Origin of the sequence: Dapis hubbardiae BLCC-M172 (assembly GCF_050016015.1) — a bacterium.
In the GTDB taxonomy this organism is placed as follows: Bacteria; Cyanobacteriota; Cyanobacteriia; order Cyanobacteriales; family Microcoleaceae; genus Trichodesmium.
Window position 1 is genome coordinate 88,237 of the sequence record NZ_JBNHEQ010000022.1, and the last position, 17,880, is coordinate 106,116.

Sequence of the window (17,880 nt, forward strand, 5' to 3'; positions counted from 1 at the left end):
TAATTTCCTATCTTAATGATTTGATAAGTTTATATATCGTTTCTCAAATTACTGAGGTAAAGTTGTTGTTATTCTTTTCTGCTCCCTACTCCCTAAAACAAATGAACTTTGTACCTCACTTAGAGATGGAAATTTGCTATATTTTAACCCAAATTAATTTTATCTGACATTGATAAAATTTTGCCCTAGAGACAAACTTGCTTTTCTACTGGGGAAAAATATATTTTTTTCAGACATAATGTTAACTTTAACCTAAGTAAAAGTCTAACTGCAAAGAAATTCATTTAATTTTTGTGGCAATGTCGATAAATTCCCTGTCTGCTTTATCACCAGAAACTTGGCCATTTGATGGAAGAATGCTGCCCCAACCTGTTTATTTAGTGGGTGGTTCGGTTCGAGATGCTTTGCTGAAAAGGAAGAGGGAATATTTGGATTTAGATTTTATTATTCTTGAGCAAGCAGTTAGTATCGCCAGAAATATTGCCAAGGAATATCAAGCGGGGTTTGTGGTTTTGGATGCGGAACGAAAAATTGCGAGGGTAGTATTTAAAGGAACGACTGTTGATTTTGCTGAGATTGAAGGTGATAGTTTGGAGGAAGATTTATGGCGACGAGATTTTACGATAAATGCTATTGCTTATAATCCTTTTACTGATGAATTGATAGATTTATTTAATGCTCTGAAAGATTTGCAAGAGGGTATTATTAGAATGGTAAAATCTGCGAATCTTAAAGAGGACCCCCTCCGACTATTACGCGCATATCGTCAAGCAGCACAATTAGGTTTTATTATTTCCCCAGAAACAGAAACAACAATTCGAGAGTTTGCACCTTTGCTTACCCAAGTCGCAGTAGAAAGAGTGCAGACAGAATTAGGTTATTTATTGAGTCATCCTCAAGGAATGATTTGGATAGAAAAAGCTTGGAAAAATGGTTTACTCTCAGATTATTTTCCCGCAGCAATAGAAAATTTAGAAATAGGAAAAAAGGTAGAGATAGTAGTAGAGCAGTTAGAAAAAAATTGGTCGAATTTAAAAGTAGAGTTAGCAACTGGGGTGCGTGAGACAGTCAAAACATCTTTATTGGCGATCGCTAAATTAGCAATATTAGTTAATCCTCATCCACAAAAAGCGGAAGTTGAATTGATGAGGTTGAAGTATAGCAATGCAGAAATTAGAAGTACAATTTCAGTTATTAAAGGTTTAGCCAAACTGTCAGAAGTAGAAATTCCTCAGATGTCTGTTAGAGAACAATATTTTTTCTTTCAAGAAATAGGAAAAAATTTTCCTGCTCTAGCAGTTGTAGCAGTAGCAAAAGGAATATCTCTAGAGGAAATTAATTGTTTAATTGAACGTTATATTAAACCCGACGATCCAGTTGCTCATCCCATAGCTTTGTTGAATGGAAATGATTTAATTACAGCTCTAAAATTACCTAAAAGTCCTATAGTTGGTCAACTCTTAAAAGAAATTTTAATAGCACGAGCGGAAGAAAAGATTTTTACTAAAGCTGAAGCAATTAAATTAGCAGAAAATTTAATTCAAGTAAGGAATAAGGATTCATTAATTGATAATTGATAATTGATAATTGATAATTAGCTCTGAACTGGAGCAGCTATTTTTAATTTTTAAGCATACTCGCTTTCCTTCCTTCTGACTTCTTCCTTCTAACTTCTAAAATATGACGTATTTTTTTATTGGTGGATGTCCTCGCTCTGGAACTACTTTATTACAAAATATTATTTGCTCCGATACCAATGTTAATCCCTTAATTGGAGAAGTAGGTTATCTGTATCATTTAGTTAATGCTTATAGTACAGGTAAAATTGATTTTGAAAGTCAGAGCAAATATTATTTTTCCGATCTAAAAGAACTCAGAAATTTTAGTTCTGAATTAGTCAATAAATTTTTAGAACATATTCGGAAACGTTATACTGATGCTACTCATATTATTCTCAAATACCCTCTCATAGGAGAATTATTTCCAGATATTTATGAGTTGGTAGAAGATGTGAAATTTATCTTGATTATTAGAGACCCACGAGATACTATTGCTTCTTTAATTAATGTAGGAAATAAAATGGCTATTCAGGGTGAAACTAGACATTTAACTCCGATGTTTACAGAAAGAAAATTATCAGAATTTCTAGAATTTTATCGCCGTGCTTATGCACCTTCCTGGAATTGTAAATTAGTCAGCTTTCAAACTAAGGTTGCTTATATCAAATATGAACATTTGGTACTTAATCCTGAAACAGCAATTCAACAACTTCAAGAATTTACTGGTTTAAATTTAAGTAGTTCTATAAAAGATGATAAATGGCGGAGGAGTCGAATTAATTATAGTCAGTTAAGTGATGCAGAAAAACCTTGGCATTCAGAACTTTATGGTAAAGGAATATCACCTGCAAGTGTGGGGCGTTATCGTCATGTTTTGCAACAGGAAGAAATTAACTTTATTCAGAGAGAGGCAGCAGAGATATTCAGAATTTTTGGTTATTGAAGGAAGGAAGAAGGAAGAAGAAAGAAGGAAGAAGAAAGAAGGAAGAAGAAAGGTAGATGATGGCTAATAGTTGAATGCTTACCAGTTATTTTTCTTCTTTTATATTTCCTGTTTCCCGAATCGCTACTCCCTACTCCCTACTTCTGACTCCCTTTTTCAAGTAACATATATACTCACAAATTTTCCCTGACTAAAATTTCCGAATAATCTGCCATAGCAATTCTGAAAAATCATCCCACAAACAGCAAAAGTGGAAATTTTACTTCCTGTTTTTAGGTTTTTCTCACATCTCTGTTTCCATCCATTTTTCCTCAGTAGAAAACCACAAACATTTTCATCCAAGCTACCTATAGGATTTATCAAGTTACAAAAGTAGAGTTATTTTTCTTCTTTTCTATTCCCTGTTTCCGCCTACTCCCTTCTTCAACGAACATATATACTCACAAATTTTCCCTGACTAAAATTTCCGAATAATCTGCCATAGCAATTCTGAAAAATCATCCCACAAACAGCAAAAGTGGAAATTTTACTTCCTGTTTTTAGGTTTTTCTCACATCTCTGTTTCCATCCATTTTTCCTCAGTAGAAAACCACAAAAATTTTCATCCAAGCTACCTATAAGATTTATCAAGTTACAAAAGTAGAGTTATTTTTCTTCTTTTCTATTCCCTATTTCCAAAATTACTACTTGCTAATCCCCACTCCCCACTCCCTCCTTCAATACCTAAATTTTGACTATACTGCCAATTTTTATAAGTTTCTGTATCACTCAGAATATTCACATTAAATAAATCTATTCCCTCCTGCTCTAATAAAGCCAATATTGCTAAATTTAATTCGTCATAAGCTCTCGAATAATTCTTTAAATCATTAGTAAATCCAATTACTCTAATCACACGAGCATTTCTTTCCAACCCATTAAATCTAACCATACAAGAATCATATAAAAGGTCAATTGATTTAGGAATTTCTCGAATTTTATCGTTAATATAGGCTATCTTCCTAGCCGAAATCCCATCAATTTTAATATACAAATCAATAGCTGCTGTCTTATTTTCAATTGGTTGTTGAGAGAAATTTTTGATGCTACCATCAATCATTTTAGAGTTAGGAATTTTCTGACTAGCTCCCTCAGAACCTATATAAATTGTTGTACTTCTAATACCAATATTTTTAACTTCCGCCCAACAACCACTTGGCAATAAAAGCCAATCATCTATGCGATACAAACTATCACTATAAATTACAACTGTAGCTAACCAATCAGCTAAAACATCCTTAAATAATAAACCTAATGTTAGACCAGCACCACCGATTAAACCAACTATTGCAGTAGCAGAAGCTCCCAATAATATTTCTCCTGCTTTTAAGGCAAAAATTACGATGGCAGTTAATCTAAATAATTTCGGAATATAGGGGCTAATAATATCATCTAACTCTGTGTCTGTTTGAGCTGATAAAATTCTCAAAAACTCTCCTAAAATTGGAGATGTACGATAGACAATTAGTGCAAAAGTACCTACTATTGCTAAGTTAATAATTCCTGTGATTGTTTGATTTAATTGGGGAGAAATATAATCTATCAGGATTAATTGTATGACCCACAATCCGAGTAAATAGATAAACCATCCGATAGGTTGTTTAATAACTGCAATTAATTCATCGTCAAGGGTAGTTTTTGTATGACGAGTTAAAGCCTCTATTCGCTTAATTACAATTATGGTTAATAATTGTTTTAAGACTAATGTTGCTATTAAAACCAGGACTATAAAAAATATTATTATTATAGGTATATCCAGAATTTTGAGATTTTTGATAATTTGCCAAATTGCTTCCATAATTATCAGTAATGTTTTTCAGAAGTGTAGTTGATTTTGAAGATATGTTCTATTATGTCCGGATTAACAGTTATAAATAATGGTTCTCCTGCATAGTAATAGTGAGAATATATATTTTTATATATTTTTTTCCCACACTTTCTATACCATTACTATGCAGCACTATCTAAATAATTAGGTAGGAGTCAGGAAGGAGAATAAGATTTGGTATAACACCTATGGTTCCAGAACAATCAAACCTCTATTATGAGAATAATAAATTCAAAAAGCTACCAACTATGATATAATAAAAGTTTATTCAAAAAATTGAATATTTATATAATCGGCTTGTTGATGCTAAGGAAAATTTTATATACATATAGTTTATTTTTCTCCTATAATAGAAATTTGTCACTATATATAGAGTGCATCATTCAATGAACCCCAATCCCGAACCACATATTAATTATTTCCAAGAATGGACTAATAGCTGTGTTGATGACCAATTAATCCACCTCAATGTTGTACCCTTAGAAGGACAACGACCTTATGAATTTTTATTTTATTCTGATGCCATTCCTCGACGAAATGATGGTCGAGTAACGAGCGAAATATTAAAAAGATATCAACATATTGAAGAAGGTGGATGGTGGTGTTCTGGAATTAATTTACTCTCAGGAGAAGAAGACCTTTGGGGTTGTTTTAAACCTAGTCAACCACGTCATAGTTACGACCAAAAAAAGTTAATAAAATATGAACATCCTCCCAAAACTCCTACCAGTTTATTTGCTCTAAAAATTCCTCTACATTTATGGCAGAAAATAGCTAGTCGTTATCAATTAGAAATTCTCCCAGAAGATATTGATAATAATCAACCAGACCAGGGTTTTTGGCAGTGGTTTATCGCCCATCCTCAGATACCTTTATGTATTACTGAAGGAGCGAAAAAAGCAGGTGCTTTACTAACAGCATCTTATGTAGCTATTGCTTTACCAGGAATATTTGGTGGGTATCGAGTTTTGAGAGACGAATATGGCAACCGTATCGGCAAACAAAACTTAATTCCTCAGTTAGAAAAGCTGACTAATAATCATCGAGAAATTTATATTGTATTTGACCAAGATACTAAACAGAAAACTATTCAAAATGTTAATGCTGCTATTAGAAAAACTGGATATTTGCTCACAAAAAAAGGATGTAATGTTAAAGTAATTTCCTGGAATCCAGAATTAGGTAAAGGAGTAGATGATTTAATCGCTAATCATGGAAAAAATGTTTTTGATGAAGCTTATGAAAAGGCATTACCTTTAGAACTTTGGAAAGCTAAATCATTTAGTCGTCTCACATATCCCGTAAATTTGAGAGTTAATAGTCGCTATCTCTCAGAACAAAATATTTTTAGTTCTTTAGGCAATAATAATTTACAGCAATTAGATAATCTTGATTTAGCTTATAGTACAAATTTTCCAGCCAAACTTGTAGGCATAAAATCTGCTAAAGGAACTGGAAAAACTAAATTATTAGAAAAAATAGTTGCTGAAGCTGTTGCTCGTCATCAAAAAGTTTTAGTTATCGGTCATCGGGTGCAATTAGTACAAGAATTATGTCAACGTTTTGGATTGAAATATATTACAGAAGTCAACTCAGAATCTCCAGATCAATTATTAGGTATAGGTTTATGTATTGACTCTTTACATCCGAATTCCCAAGCAAACTTTAATCCCGAAATTTGGTCAGATGGAATAGTAATTATTGATGAAATTGAACAGGTAATTTGGCATGGTTTAAATTCTAATACTTGTCGGCAAAACAGGGTAGAAATTCTCAGATGTTTCAAAACATTAATGCAAAATGTTTTAGGAGGTGTCGGTCAAGTATTTATAGCTGATGCTGATTTAAGCGATATTTCTATAGGTTATTTACAAGCTTTAGCAGGAGTCAAACTAGAACCTTTCATTATTCAAAATGATTGGTTGCCTGGAGAAAAAGAAGCTTGGCAAATCTTTAATTATCCAGAAAAAACTCCCAAAAAATTAATAGCAGATTTACACAAACATATCCGTGAAGGTGGCAAACCAATGGTTTGTTTATCCGCGCAAAAATTAACAAGTAAATGGGGAACTCGTGCTTTAGAAGCTTATCTGAAAAAACAGTTTCCCCAGTTAAAAATTCTGAGAATAGATTCCGAATCTTTAGCAGAACCAAATCATCCTGCCTATGGTTGTATTAAATCATTAAATCAAGTATTACCAAAATACGATATTGTCTTAGCTTCTCCCTCAATTGAAACAGGAGTTAGTATTGATATTCAAGGGCATTTTACTTCAGTTTGGGCAATTGCTCAGGGGGTACAAGGAGCAACTTCTGTTTGTCAATCTTTAGGTAGAGTTCGTGAAAATATTCCCAGATATTTATGGGTAGCAAATTGTGCTTTTAATCAGGTAGGTAATGGTTCGACTTCCATCACTTCTTTGCTTAATTCCGAACAACGTTTGACTCAACTCAATATTAGATTATTACAACAATCTGATTTTGATAGTTTAGATGATTTGGAAGTAGGTTTTCAGGCAGAATCTTTTTTGTGTTGGGCAAAAATGGCGGTTCGTTTTAATGCTGGAATGAATCAATATCGAGAATCTGTTTTAGAATCTTTACGAATAGAAGGTCATCAGATTCTAGAAATTTCTCCAGAAGTTTTACCCGATAATTCAGAAACAAAAAAATCATCAGAAACTCCGACAGAAATTAATGCCTTGCAGGAAGCTATAGCTACCGTAATTAAGCAAAATTATCAGACAGAATGTGAAGCGATCGCCACTGCCAAAAATATTAGTTTATCTGAGTATCAAAAACTCAAAAAAAGATTATCAAAACCAATTCAAAAACAACGGGAACAACGGAAATTTGAATTAATGTTACGTTATAGCATTCCCATAACTACTGAATTAGTTCAAAAAGATGATAGTGGGTGGTATGAACAATTGCAACTACATTATTTTATGACAGTAGGAAGACCATATTTAGCAATGCGAGATAGGGAAGTAGCAAAAAAATTGTTGAATTTAGGTAAAGGTAATATTTTTATTCCTGATTTTAATGATTGTTTATTAGGTGCAACTATTGGGGTAATGGAATTATTAAAAATACCCTCATTATTGAAGGATAAACAAAGGGAATTGAAAAATATAGATCCAGATTTACAATTGTTAGGAAAAACAGCATTGTCAAACCGAACAGAAATTAAAACTATATTAGGAATAGGATTAGCTGCTAACTCTAGCCCGATTATAATTGTGCGGCGTTTTTTGGAGAAAATTGGTTATAGTTTGGAATTTTTACGAACAGAAACTCACCAGAAAAAACGATTGAGAATTTATCGCATTGTTAATCCTGATGATGGTAGGTTTGAAGTATTTCAGCAATGGTTGAGTGGGAGAAAATTAGAGAGTGGAAACTCTTACCAAGGTAAAATTATAATTAAGTTATAATATAATATAACCCTTGATTTATGAATTAAAAAAATCAGTATAGCGTTTCTCAAGCTTATGAGGTAAACCTATCTTTAATTTCTTTTCTATTCCCTCCATACCAGTTAAGTATTCCCAGTTAAGTGTTCCCTAAAACAAACGAATTTTGTACCTCACGCTTCTTGGGAATTGCTATATACTTATAGTGTTATACTAATCCTTCCTTCGTAATGCTATACTTGGTTCAGCAATGAACAATTAATTATTAATAATTAATTGTTCATTGTTAATTATTCAGTGATACTTTAGTTCTTAAGTAATTAGGACAGACCTAATCATCTTTTTGTTAATTATTGGCAAATTAATCTTAATTATTATTATGTTTATTTCTCCCTCACTCCCCTAAAAGTGAATTGCTATAGCTTTTGACTTGTGCGTAGCGCTATACTTCCCATTTCCTTGATTACCAAAAATCTTGCCCTCAGTGCCAAATACAACATAAAATTAATTATTACTAAAAATTTAAGGCTGTGCCATATAGGCCATTGTCCGGTACAGGGAGAATAAAATTATGACTCATCGTCCAATAATCCTAGGTATTGTGGGTGATAGCGCTGCAGGTAAAACGACCTTGACTAGAGGAATAGCTCAAGTATTAGGTCCAGAAAATGTCACTGTTATCTGTACAGATGACTACCATCGCTACGATCGAAAACAACGAGCTGAAATAGGTATTACTGCCCTCCACCCAGACTGTAACCATCTTGATATAATGCAGCAACATCTAACCCTGTTGCGTACCGGACAACCAATTCTCAAACCTATTTATAATCACTCAACCGGAAAATTTGACCCTCCAGAATACATCAAGCCTAACAAATTTGTGATTGTTGAGGGATTGCTTGGTTATTCGACTAGGGGGGCAAGGGACTGTTACGATGTTAAAGTTTATTTGGCCCCCCCAGAAGAATTAAGAGCGAAATGGAAAGTAAAACGGGACACGATGAAAAGGGGCTACACTGAAGCACAAGTCCTGAAAGAGATGGAAAAGCGGGAACCAGACTCAGAGGAGTTTATCCGTCCCCAACGTAAGTGGGCAGATGTAGTTGTTACTTTTTATCCCCCTTCAAACGATATAAATAGTTCTCAACTTCATGTCCGTTTGGTACTGAGACCAACTATTCCTCATCCAGATTTTCTGGCAATTATCGATCAAGGTAGTCCTAATTTTCAACCTGCAGTCCGTTTGGGTTTAGATAGGGATATGGGTAAACCAGTTGATGTTTTGGAAATTGATAGTCATGCTACTAAGGAACAGGTAAATGAGTTAGAGATGATTCTTTGCAATGAAATGCCTAACTTAAAAGATTTCTGCTCCCCTGAAGGAGACCCAGATATTGGTAAGTTAGTTGGTACAACTGGGGAGTTGCTTCAGAGTTATCCTCTAGCTTTGACTCAATTACTTATTGCTTATCACATGATTAAGGCAACTAATATTTATCAGTAGAAGGGAATAGGGGAAAACAGGATTAAATAGTAGCTGTTCACAAGGATTATTGGGTACTCAAAATAACGTTTTTTTCTAATAAAAAACTCAATCTAGATTTACTTCTCATTTGAAGGGAATAGTAATACCAGTTTGATAAATATTTGCTACAAATAGCTAGGTTCATTAATGGATAATTGATAATTGATAATTGATAATTACCTCTCCCTAAAAGGGAGAGGTAAGACAAATAAGGAAAATATTTATTTCTCTTGGTCGATTGGATATGGTTAGGTAACCCATCCATCCCATCCTAACGGAATGCTCCGCAAACGACCGCTTTTTCCCCTTGAAAGGGGAGGCTTCAAGGCGTGAATTATCTAATTATTTAATTGTTTAATTATTAATTATTTCGGTAATTTTTAGGAGTCAGGAGTCCCATGGGAATGGCTTTAATATAGTTTTTTAGGTCATACATCATATTTTTTGTCCAAGGGACATCTCCTGTGAAGTCTTTTTATCGCTCTTACTATTCGTAACATTCTTTTTTCAAAATGGTATAAAGAAGGGAAAACAGTAAATACTAGCTTTTCACAAGGATTATTGGGTACTCAAAATAACGTTTTTTTCTAATAAAAAACTCAATCTAGATTTACTTCTCATTTGAAGGGAATAGTAAAGAAGGGAAAACAGTAAATACTAGCTTTTCACAAGGATTATTGGGTACTAAAAATAACGTTTTTTTCTAATAAAAAAACTCAATCTAGATTTACTTCTCATTTGAAAACACTATAAATAGCAAAAATCGGGAAAAATTGCCGAATAATTAAGGTTTAAAGTCTCTCCTTTAAAGGATAAACAAGAAAAAATTTTCCTTTTATTCAATCCTCTTCCTTTTATGGAGAGGTAATTATCAATTATCCATTATCAATTATCAATTATTGAATGCTTTTTATCTATAAGTTTGGGATTTTTTACTAATTATTGAGGATTCTTTATAGTTAGTATTGAGCTATCGTATCCTTGCCAGATTTTATTTTACAAGAAGGTTGTCTTGGTAGAGTATAAGTGTAAGTAAATTTTGAACTAGAAACTATGTCAAACAAAATTTATCCTGAAGAATTTTATGATAATTATGCTGTCAAATATGATGATGTTGCCAAGAAAAAGTCTAATGCAAATCTGCATAATGAGGTATCTAAAATATTCCACCAACACAACAATAATCATAATCAAGGCAGTATTTTAGATATTGGTTGTGGAACTGGACTTCTCAGCGAATTATTACAGGGAGATTTTGAGTATACAGGTATTGATATTTCAGCTAATATGCTGGAATATGCAGCTAAAAGAGGTTATCAAACTATCAATAAACCAATATAAACGGCTTTGGCTGAAATTGATTCCCATTCCTAGGATTTTGTTTTTTGTTTAAGTTCATTACCGAAAAATTAAGGTATAAAGCCTCTCCTTTCAGGGAGAAAAAAAGAAAAAATTTTCCTTTTAACCAATCCTCTTCTTTTCAAGAAGAGGTAATTATTAATTATTAATTGTTAATTATTAATTATTGAAATTTTGTCGAAGATGCTGGAACAGCGATCGAGCATATTTATCGAATTGCTCGTCAAGCTATTTTAATAACCATTGATGAAATGACAGAGGAATATATTAAGAAGTTTATTGCTCCGGTTTATAACCATTCAAAAATGGTAATTAAAAATGCTATCGAAGATTATTTTATTATAGGCTGGATTTCTTCAAGTCAAGGTATTTCTATCAGAACTCGGATGATTTATATTGAGCAAAAAAATTAAGGTAATGATTTAATAAGATTTAACATTTAATGTTGCCTATCAATCATATTATACAGGATGGTAAATATAAGTCAATTTTGAACTATAAATTATGGTAAAGAAAATTTCTGCTGAAGAATTTTATGATGATTTGGCTGCCAACTATGATGATGTCTTAAAAGACCCCAAGTGTAATGTACAGCATCTCAATGAGGCAGCTAAAATATTTCATCAATATAATTATCATCAAGGTAGTATTTTAGATATTGGTTGTGGTACAGGTTTTCTGAGTGAATTATTACAGGGAAACTTTGAATATACAGGAATTGATATTTCTAGTAAAATCCTAGATTATGCAGCTAAAAGAGGATACAAAACCATCCATAAATCAATTGAAATAGCTTTGCCTGAAATTGAAGACAATTCCTACGATTTGATTTTTTCTTTGGCTTAATTGTTATGTGTTGAAGATATTCAAACAGCAATTGAGCATATTTATCGAATAGCTCGTCAAGCTATTATAATTAGTCTTGATGAGACAACAGAGGAATTTATTAAAAATTTTGCTCTGCCAGTTTATGACCATTCAAAAATTACAATTACAAATGCCATTGAAGACTATTTTATATTAGGTTGGACTTCTCCAAGTACAGGTGTTCCTATCAGAACTCGTATGATTTATATTCAAAAAAAAAGTTAAAATGATAGTTTAATAATATTTAACATTTAGGTATTAGCTATCCATCGTATTATACGGGATGGTAAATTTAAGTAAATTTTGAACTCTAAACTATGGTAAATAAAATTTCTGCTACATAATTTTATGATGATTTAGCTGCCAAGTATGATGATTGGCTCACTAATTCTAAGTATAACGTACAACATATAAATGAGGCAGTTAAAATATTCCAACGATACAATTACAATCAAGGGAGTGTTTTAGATATTGGTTGTGGAACTAGACTACTAACTGAATTATTACAAGGATATTTTGAATATACAGGCATTGATATTTCAGTGAAAATGCTAGATTATGCAGCTCAAAGAGGTTATCAAACTATCAATAAGTCATTTGAAACAGCTTTACCTGAAATTGACGAAAATTCCTACGATTTTGTTTTTTGTATCAGTGCATTAGTGCTAATTGAAGATGCTAAAACGACGATAAATCAGATGACTAGAATTGCTCGTCGAGCTATTTTAATTAGTCTTGATGAAACGACAGAGGAATTTATTAAAAATTTTGCTGTACCAGCTTACAACCATTCAAAAATTATAATTAAAAATGCTACTGAAGATTATTTTATAGCAGGTTGGGTTTCTAAAACTACAGGAATTCCTATCCGAACTCGCATGATTTTTATTGAGCAAAAAAACTAAAGTTAGCGATAAATAAGTAGTGATGATTTCTAGTTTACCTCATGAGAATAAGAAAGGTATACTAAGCAATATCACTACTTCTAAAAAAATTGTCTTTTCTTAAAAAACAAAAGGTAATATTGAAGTGGGGGCGGGTATCATTTCAGCACCTCGTAAGTCTAATAGTTGCACAAGAATTAAATAGGCGATCGCCAAACCTATAGAAATTACCCCAGTAATAATAGCCACAATTTTTCCACGATCCATAATTTTTTACTCCTCAAGTTATATCGTAATTAAAAAAATTAGCTTTTTGTAGGTTGGGTTGTTCCCGTTAGGGTTGCGCAGCATGGAACGTTTGCGCAGCATTTCCAACGGAAAAACCCAACAAAACCCTTTTGTCTGTTGGGTTAAGCGGTAGCGCAACCCAACCTACTGGACCGACACAACTAATGGGTGTGCACCTACGCGGGTTTATGTAAATCTTAGAGTAAGCATTAAAATTCTAGCTAAAACCCGGGCCTACTATTGCACTATTTAAGGTGTGTCAGTCTACTACAATATTATAATTTTACCAATCAATACTTTTGAGTTTTGACTTTTGAATTTTGACTTTCTTTACCCAGAACGTCTACGCAAAACCTCCACCAAAGTCAAAAAATCTTCTGGCAAAGGAGCGATCGCTTCGACTAACTCCCCAGAAACAGGATGTTCTAACTCTAGCCGCCAAGCATGAAGAGCTTGACCATTTAAGTTGACCCCCACCGAACGACCTTTGCCATAAATAGTATCTCCCACAATAGGATACCCTATTTTAGCACTGTGAACCCGAATTTGATGAGTCCGCCCAGTCTCCAACCGAAACAACATCATGGAAAAATTTCCCAAACGTTCCTTAACTTCCCAATGAGTAACAGCAACTTTTCCTCCTCTCTCCACTGGTGTTACTGCCATTTTTTTGCGGTCTATGCGATGACGACCAATAGGTAAATCTATTGTACCACTATCCGTTTTCGGACTACCATAAACCACACCTAAATATTCCCGCCTCGCCGTTTTTGCCTGTAACTGTGCTTGCAAATGTTGATAAGCTTGGTCTGTTTTCGCCACCATTATCGCGCCAGTAGTATCCTTATCCAACCGATGCACAATACCCGGACGTTGTACTCCACCAATACCTGCTAAAGAGTCACAATGAGCTAAAAGTGCATTAACTAAAGTACCCTCAGGATGTCCGGGAGCTGGATGTACGACCAAACCTGCTGGTTTGTTGATAATTAATAAAGCATCATCTTCATAGAGAATATCTAAAGGAATATCATTAGCTTCTATTTCTAAAGGTGTTGGTGGTGGAATAGTTAAAATAATCTTATCACCTTGTTGTACTGTTGCTTTTTTAGAAGTACAGAGTTGGTCGTTTACTTTCACATTACCTTGGGAAATTAACTTTTGGATATGCGATCGCGATAAATCTAGCATTTGTTGAGACAGCCAAATATCTAAACGTTTAGTTATTTCATCCCCACTATTCACCTCTAAAATAATTGAACCTTCATCAGTCATAATTTATAAAAATTGTTTGTGAAATTACCACTCTATCTAATCTACGCTCTAGTATAAGATATAGCAGTCGAAGCAAAGGGCGCGGACATTTATAAATGCTCAAACGAGCGTCAGGAATTACTTCTGACTTCTGTACGAGGGAATGGCCATTCGCCCCTACGACTTCTGACTTGCGTGTAGCGCTATAACTAGACCTCTTGCAAAAGTGAAAATTAAGTAAACAGGACTTACAAAAAATATCGAATTATACATAATCTGTAGGGGGGATTGGCCAATCCCCCCTACTAGATATAGCGGTTATGCCTAAGTCCTGGTAAATTACTGTACAGAAATAATCAGTTTTTCTGACTTTTGACTTTTGAATTAATTCTGCAAGAAGTCTACTGAATATCAAATAGATTAACTAAGAAACTCTGAATTTAGAGAATGAAACATACTCTTTCTGTTTTAGTTGAAGACGAAGCGGGAGTTTTGACCCGCATTGCTGGTTTATTTGCCCGTCGTGGTTTTAATATTGAAAGTCTGGCAGTTGGCCCAGCAGAACAAACTGGTGTTTCTCGAATTACAATGGTAGTACCTGGGGACGATCAGATTATTGAACAGTTGACCAAACAACTATATAAATTGGTTAATGTTTTGAAAGTACAGGATATTACAGCTACTCCCTGTGTAGAACGAGAATTAATGTTACTCAAAATTAATGCTACTACAGCTATGCGTTCAGAAGTGATCGAAATAGCAAATATTTTTCGGGCACGAGTAGTAGATGTAGGTGACGACTCACTAACTATTGAAGTAGTAGGAGACCCAGGAAAAATGGTAGCTATTGTCCAAATGCTTTCTAAATACGGTATCCGTGAAATTGCTAGAACAGGAAAAATAGCTTTAACTCGTGAGTCTGGTGTTAATACTGAGTTCTTGAAACTTACAGCTTTGGAAGCCAAGATATAAGTATTTTTTGGGATATTAAATTAGGAGGGGGTCATTATGTAGGATGGGAAATTGTAATTTGAGCTTTTATCTCAGTTAAAAGGTTACTATTTCACTCTCTCAAAACCTAACTATCCTTAAATTTTTACTTATTTAATTTTAATCCTCAGCTAAGTTATTCTCAATTAAATATATGATTTAGGCAATTACTCCTTTGTTTAGCGCTAGTTAATTAGGAGTAATTGCTTTTTTTTATATTCACTAAGTTATAGTGGAAGGCTTGTAGTTGGTCTTTAGCCCTGGCAATAATATTAGGGCTAAAGCCCAACTACAAACAAAAACTGCTATAAGACAAATTATTTCCGTTAGGCAATGCCACTTTAAAATCAATTAAAAATACTATTTTTACCCTCAATAAAATTAATAATTAGTGTTTTCACTTAATACAAAAAGCCTAACTTTTTTAGATTAAAAAATACTTCCGGAACTCTACAAAGTACCCAGTAAAAGTTGGTAGAAAATGAAAGAACGATTTGTCCTAAAACAACAAATCAAGTAGTCAATAAATTCATAATTAATTGTGAATTTTGACTCAATAAATCAAAGGAAATCTTGAATAGGTTTTGAGTAATTCAGACCTAATTTTAATAGGAAAATAATTCCTGCTTTGTCAATTACTGTCGTTTATATTTACACACAAAAACTATGACACAACCCACCGCACAAGACCAATACATGCTCGAATTAGTAAACAGAGGTCGAGCAAATCCTCAAGAAGAAGCCGTGCGTTATCTAAATGGAGATATAAATCAAGGACTTTCTGCAGGTACAATCTCCACTGATGCCAAACAACCTCTAGCATTTAATCTCAACCTCAATACTGCTGCTGAAGACCACGGTCAATATCTACTAGATAACAACCTATTTACCCACACTGGAGAAGGTGGTACAAGCTCCAGGGATCGTATGGAAGCTGCGGGGTACACATTCACAAATCCCTCTGGTAATGGGGAAAATCTTGCTTGGAATGGAAGCACAGGCTTTATTGACTTTACCAACGCCGTCGGAAAAAATCACGATGGCCTAGTCAACAGTACAGGTCATCGTAAAAATCTCATGAATGATGAATATGACGAAATTGGAATTTCTTCACTACAAGGTCCGTTTACCAGGAATGGTACAACTTTCAACGCAGTGATGAGTACCCAGAATTTTGCCTATTCTGGGGCAAGTGGCCCATTTATTACAGGTGTTGCCTATACTGATGATGAAGTCTCTGATGACTTCTATACAGTCGGTGAAGGAATAGGCGGAATAACAGTTACAGCAGTTGATACTACTGATAGTAATAATACTTTCAGCACAACAACCTGGGATGCAGGTGGTTATAGTTTAGATGTAGACCCAGATACAACTTATGATGTCACCTTCTCTGGCGATCTCGATAAAGATGGTCAGGCAGATGATACAGCAACTTATCGAGTTACAGTTGGTTCCCAAAACGTCAAACAAGATGTAGTCAGTGACAGTTTGCCTGTTCCCACTGGTAGTGACGATAACCTCCATGTAAATGGTACTACTTCACTAGTTAAAGGTTTCCCAGGCAATGACACTCTAACTGGAATCAGCGGTGATGACAGTATTCATGGTGGAGTAGGTAACGATGTTCTAAATGGTGAACTTGGGAACGATTATCTGATTGGATCGAAAGGTGACGATATACTTAACGGTGGTGGAGGCAATGACCTTCTCAATGGTGGTACTGGTAACGATATTATTAACGGTGGTACTGGTAACGATACTATTAAGGGTTATACTGATAATGATATACTTAACGGTGATGGAGGCAATGACCTTCTCAATGGTGGTCCTGGTAACGATATTATTAACGGTGGTACTGGTAACGATATTATTAAGGGTAATATTGGTAATGATACCCTAACAGGAGTCGATCCAACTGCTGTCCAACCTGGTAATAATGAGATAGATACTTTGCGTGGCGATGCCGGTGCTGATTTATTTATCTTAGGTGATGGTCAGGTTTACTATGATGATAATGGTACAGCAGATTATGCTCTTATCGGTACTTTTAATAGTTTAGAAGGGGATCGAATTCAACTGTATGGTAATGATAATGATTATGTTCTCCAGGAAAATGTTTCTGGGTTACCTGTAGGAACAGCTATTTATACCAACGGTGGTAGTGAACTAATTGCTGTTGTTGATGGAGTTACAGGCATGAGTTTGAGTAACACAAGTCAGTTCTCTTTTGATATTTAGTTTCTCTTCTCCGTAAGAGCAATTGAAAATTTTTGCGGTATATATTTACAGCGCTTTTCATTTCAGTAGACCACAGTAGGGGCGTTTGCGGAGCATGACCTTAGGAAATGGCCATTTAGCTAACGCACAACTTTCCTATCGGAATGCTACGCAAACGTTAACGCTGCGCGACATTAAACGCCCCTACAGAGTTTTGGTGATGACGATGTGGTTTATCCATCTGAAAAGCGGTGTAAGAATTAAATATCAGGACTTACGCAACTGCAACGTATTTTCGTCATTGCGACCGAAGGGTTTGCGGAGCAGTCCGGAACGGATAGCAATCTCACACCCCTGTTTTTCGTACCTCATGCGTAAGTCCTAAAATATATACCACTTCTAGTAATTTTTTTCATAGTTCACAACATTTTTTTGATATTTGGACTTATATTATTTCCATTTGAATCCTGATAATTAGAGCTATCTCTCGCCATCTCCCCACACTATGATAATTACACCAATGGTACTGGATTTGATATTATGGGCTAGAGCAATACTACAAGCTTTAATTATAACTATTCAATCAGACATGATATAACAGGTCATCACTCCTGACCTGGAATTAAACATCAAATTTAGTTAACTATTTTTTTTACCGAATTATTAATTATTAATTGTTAATTAAATAATTGTGGTTTAAAGCCT

At 34.2% G+C, this 17,880-nt stretch carries 14 protein-coding genes; 11 read left to right on the plus strand and 3 right to left on the minus strand.

The genetic code is table 11. The annotated features are described in order from the left end of the window. Positions 1-299: 299 nt before the first annotated feature. Positions 300-1,577: a tRNA nucleotidyltransferase/poly(A) polymerase-related protein gene (locus ACP6PK_RS03105; protein WP_426557666.1), complete on the plus strand. Its 1,278-nt coding sequence runs from the start codon at positions 300-302 to the stop codon at positions 1,575-1,577. A gap of 103 nt (positions 1,578-1,680) precedes the next feature. Next, a complete protein-coding gene (locus tag ACP6PK_RS03110) occupies positions 1,681-2,502 on the plus strand; it encodes a sulfotransferase family protein (RefSeq protein WP_426557668.1) in 822 nt (273 codons plus the stop codon). Between the two features lie 661 nt (positions 2,503-3,163). Here the strand turns inward: ACP6PK_RS03110 and ACP6PK_RS03115 are convergent. Continuing rightward, the gene (locus ACP6PK_RS03115; RefSeq protein ID WP_426557670.1) at positions 3,164-4,339 is read right to left on the minus strand and encodes a mechanosensitive ion channel family protein; all 1,176 of its coding nucleotides are present in this window, start codon (positions 4,337-4,339) and stop codon (positions 3,164-3,166) included. A gap of 416 nt (positions 4,340-4,755) precedes the next feature. Between ACP6PK_RS03115 and ACP6PK_RS03120 the strand changes: the two genes are divergently transcribed. The 7 genes from ACP6PK_RS03120 to ACP6PK_RS03150 all read left to right on the plus strand — a co-directional run bounded on the left by ACP6PK_RS03120 (position 4,756) and on the right by ACP6PK_RS03150 (position 12,444). Further along, on the plus strand, positions 4,756-7,806 hold the full coding sequence (locus tag ACP6PK_RS03120) for a plasmid replication protein, CyRepA1 family (RefSeq protein WP_426557672.1): 3,051 nt from the start codon (positions 4,756-4,758) through the stop codon (positions 7,804-7,806). Positions 7,807-8,356: 550 nt separating this feature from the next. Then, positions 8,357-9,292: a phosphoribulokinase gene (locus tag ACP6PK_RS03125; RefSeq protein WP_094671193.1), complete on the plus strand. Its 936-nt coding sequence runs from the start codon at positions 8,357-8,359 to the stop codon at positions 9,290-9,292. A gap of 1,074 nt (positions 9,293-10,366) precedes the next feature. Further along, complete coding sequence (locus tag ACP6PK_RS03130) at positions 10,367-10,654, plus strand: class I SAM-dependent DNA methyltransferase (protein ID WP_426557675.1); 288 nt, start codon at positions 10,367-10,369, stop codon at positions 10,652-10,654. 269 nt (positions 10,655-10,923) lie between these two features. Next, positions 10,924-11,085 carry a hypothetical protein gene (locus tag ACP6PK_RS03135; protein WP_426557677.1) on the plus strand — a complete coding sequence of 54 codons (162 nt, stop codon included), beginning with the start codon at positions 10,924-10,926 and terminating at the stop codon, positions 11,083-11,085. Positions 11,086-11,176: 91 nt separating this feature from the next. Then, positions 11,177-11,518 carry a class I SAM-dependent DNA methyltransferase gene (locus ACP6PK_RS03140; RefSeq protein ID WP_426557678.1) on the plus strand — a complete coding sequence of 114 codons (342 nt, stop codon included), beginning with the start codon at positions 11,177-11,179 and terminating at the stop codon, positions 11,516-11,518. Continuing rightward, positions 11,519-11,764 carry a hypothetical protein gene (locus ACP6PK_RS03145; protein ID WP_246844286.1) on the plus strand — a complete coding sequence of 82 codons (246 nt, stop codon included), beginning with the start codon at positions 11,519-11,521 and terminating at the stop codon, positions 11,762-11,764. A 203-nt stretch (positions 11,765-11,967) separates the two neighbouring features. Then, positions 11,968-12,444, plus strand: a complete 477-nt coding sequence (locus tag ACP6PK_RS03150) for a class I SAM-dependent methyltransferase (RefSeq protein WP_256386610.1) — start codon at positions 11,968-11,970, stop codon at positions 12,442-12,444. A 99-nt stretch (positions 12,445-12,543) separates the two neighbouring features. On the opposite strand, the gene ACP6PK_RS03155 is transcribed toward ACP6PK_RS03150, so the two are convergent. Together ACP6PK_RS03155 and ACP6PK_RS03160 are read right to left on the minus strand one after the other, a co-directional pair. Beyond that, positions 12,544-12,690, minus strand: a complete 147-nt coding sequence (locus ACP6PK_RS03155; protein WP_168186549.1) for a hypothetical protein — start codon at positions 12,688-12,690, stop codon at positions 12,544-12,546. Between the two features lie 351 nt (positions 12,691-13,041). Next, positions 13,042-13,986: an RluA family pseudouridine synthase gene (locus tag ACP6PK_RS03160; protein ID WP_426557681.1), complete on the minus strand. Its 945-nt coding sequence runs from the start codon at positions 13,984-13,986 to the stop codon at positions 13,042-13,044. A gap of 426 nt (positions 13,987-14,412) precedes the next feature. Here ACP6PK_RS03160 and ilvN point away from each other — a divergent pair, with 426 nt between their 5' ends. Both ilvN and ACP6PK_RS03170 read left to right on the plus strand, forming a co-directional pair. Continuing rightward, the gene (gene ilvN / locus ACP6PK_RS03165; protein ID WP_094674161.1) at positions 14,413-14,937 is read left to right on the plus strand and encodes an acetolactate synthase small subunit; all 525 of its coding nucleotides are present in this window, start codon (positions 14,413-14,415) and stop codon (positions 14,935-14,937) included. A 684-nt stretch (positions 14,938-15,621) separates the two neighbouring features. Then, positions 15,622-17,196, plus strand: a complete 1,575-nt coding sequence (locus ACP6PK_RS03170) for a CAP domain-containing protein (RefSeq protein WP_426557683.1) — start codon at positions 15,622-15,624, stop codon at positions 17,194-17,196. The last annotated feature ends 684 nt before the right edge of the window (positions 17,197-17,880 follow it).

Excerpts from the sequence above, each read along its gene's own strand:
- ACP6PK_RS03155 (WP_168186549.1), bottom strand. The coding sequence starts at position 12,690 with ATGGATCGTGGAAAAATTGTGGCTATTATTACTGGGGTAATTTCTATA.
- ACP6PK_RS03125 (WP_094671193.1), top strand. The coding sequence starts at position 8,357 with ATGACTCATCGTCCAATAATCCTAGGTATTGTGGGTGATAGCGCTGCA.
- ACP6PK_RS03115 (WP_426557670.1), bottom strand. The coding sequence starts at position 4,339 with ATGGAAGCAATTTGGCAAATTATCAAAAATCTCAAAATTCTGGATATA.
- ACP6PK_RS03105 (WP_426557666.1), top strand. The coding sequence starts at position 300 with ATGTCGATAAATTCCCTGTCTGCTTTATCACCAGAAACTTGGCCATTT.
- ACP6PK_RS03135 (WP_426557677.1), top strand. The coding sequence starts at position 10,924 with ATGACAGAGGAATATATTAAGAAGTTTATTGCTCCGGTTTATAACCAT.
- ilvN (WP_094674161.1), top strand. The coding sequence starts at position 14,413 with ATGAAACATACTCTTTCTGTTTTAGTTGAAGACGAAGCGGGAGTTTTG.
- ACP6PK_RS03110 (WP_426557668.1), top strand. The coding sequence starts at position 1,681 with ATGACGTATTTTTTTATTGGTGGATGTCCTCGCTCTGGAACTACTTTA.
- ACP6PK_RS03130 (WP_426557675.1), top strand. The coding sequence starts at position 10,367 with ATGTCAAACAAAATTTATCCTGAAGAATTTTATGATAATTATGCTGTC.
- ACP6PK_RS03160 (WP_426557681.1), bottom strand. The coding sequence starts at position 13,986 with ATGACTGATGAAGGTTCAATTATTTTAGAGGTGAATAGTGGGGATGAA.
- ACP6PK_RS03140 (WP_426557678.1), top strand. The coding sequence starts at position 11,177 with ATGGTAAAGAAAATTTCTGCTGAAGAATTTTATGATGATTTGGCTGCC.
- ACP6PK_RS03170 (WP_426557683.1), top strand. The coding sequence starts at position 15,622 with ATGACACAACCCACCGCACAAGACCAATACATGCTCGAATTAGTAAAC.
- ACP6PK_RS03120 (WP_426557672.1), top strand. The coding sequence starts at position 4,756 with ATGAACCCCAATCCCGAACCACATATTAATTATTTCCAAGAATGGACT.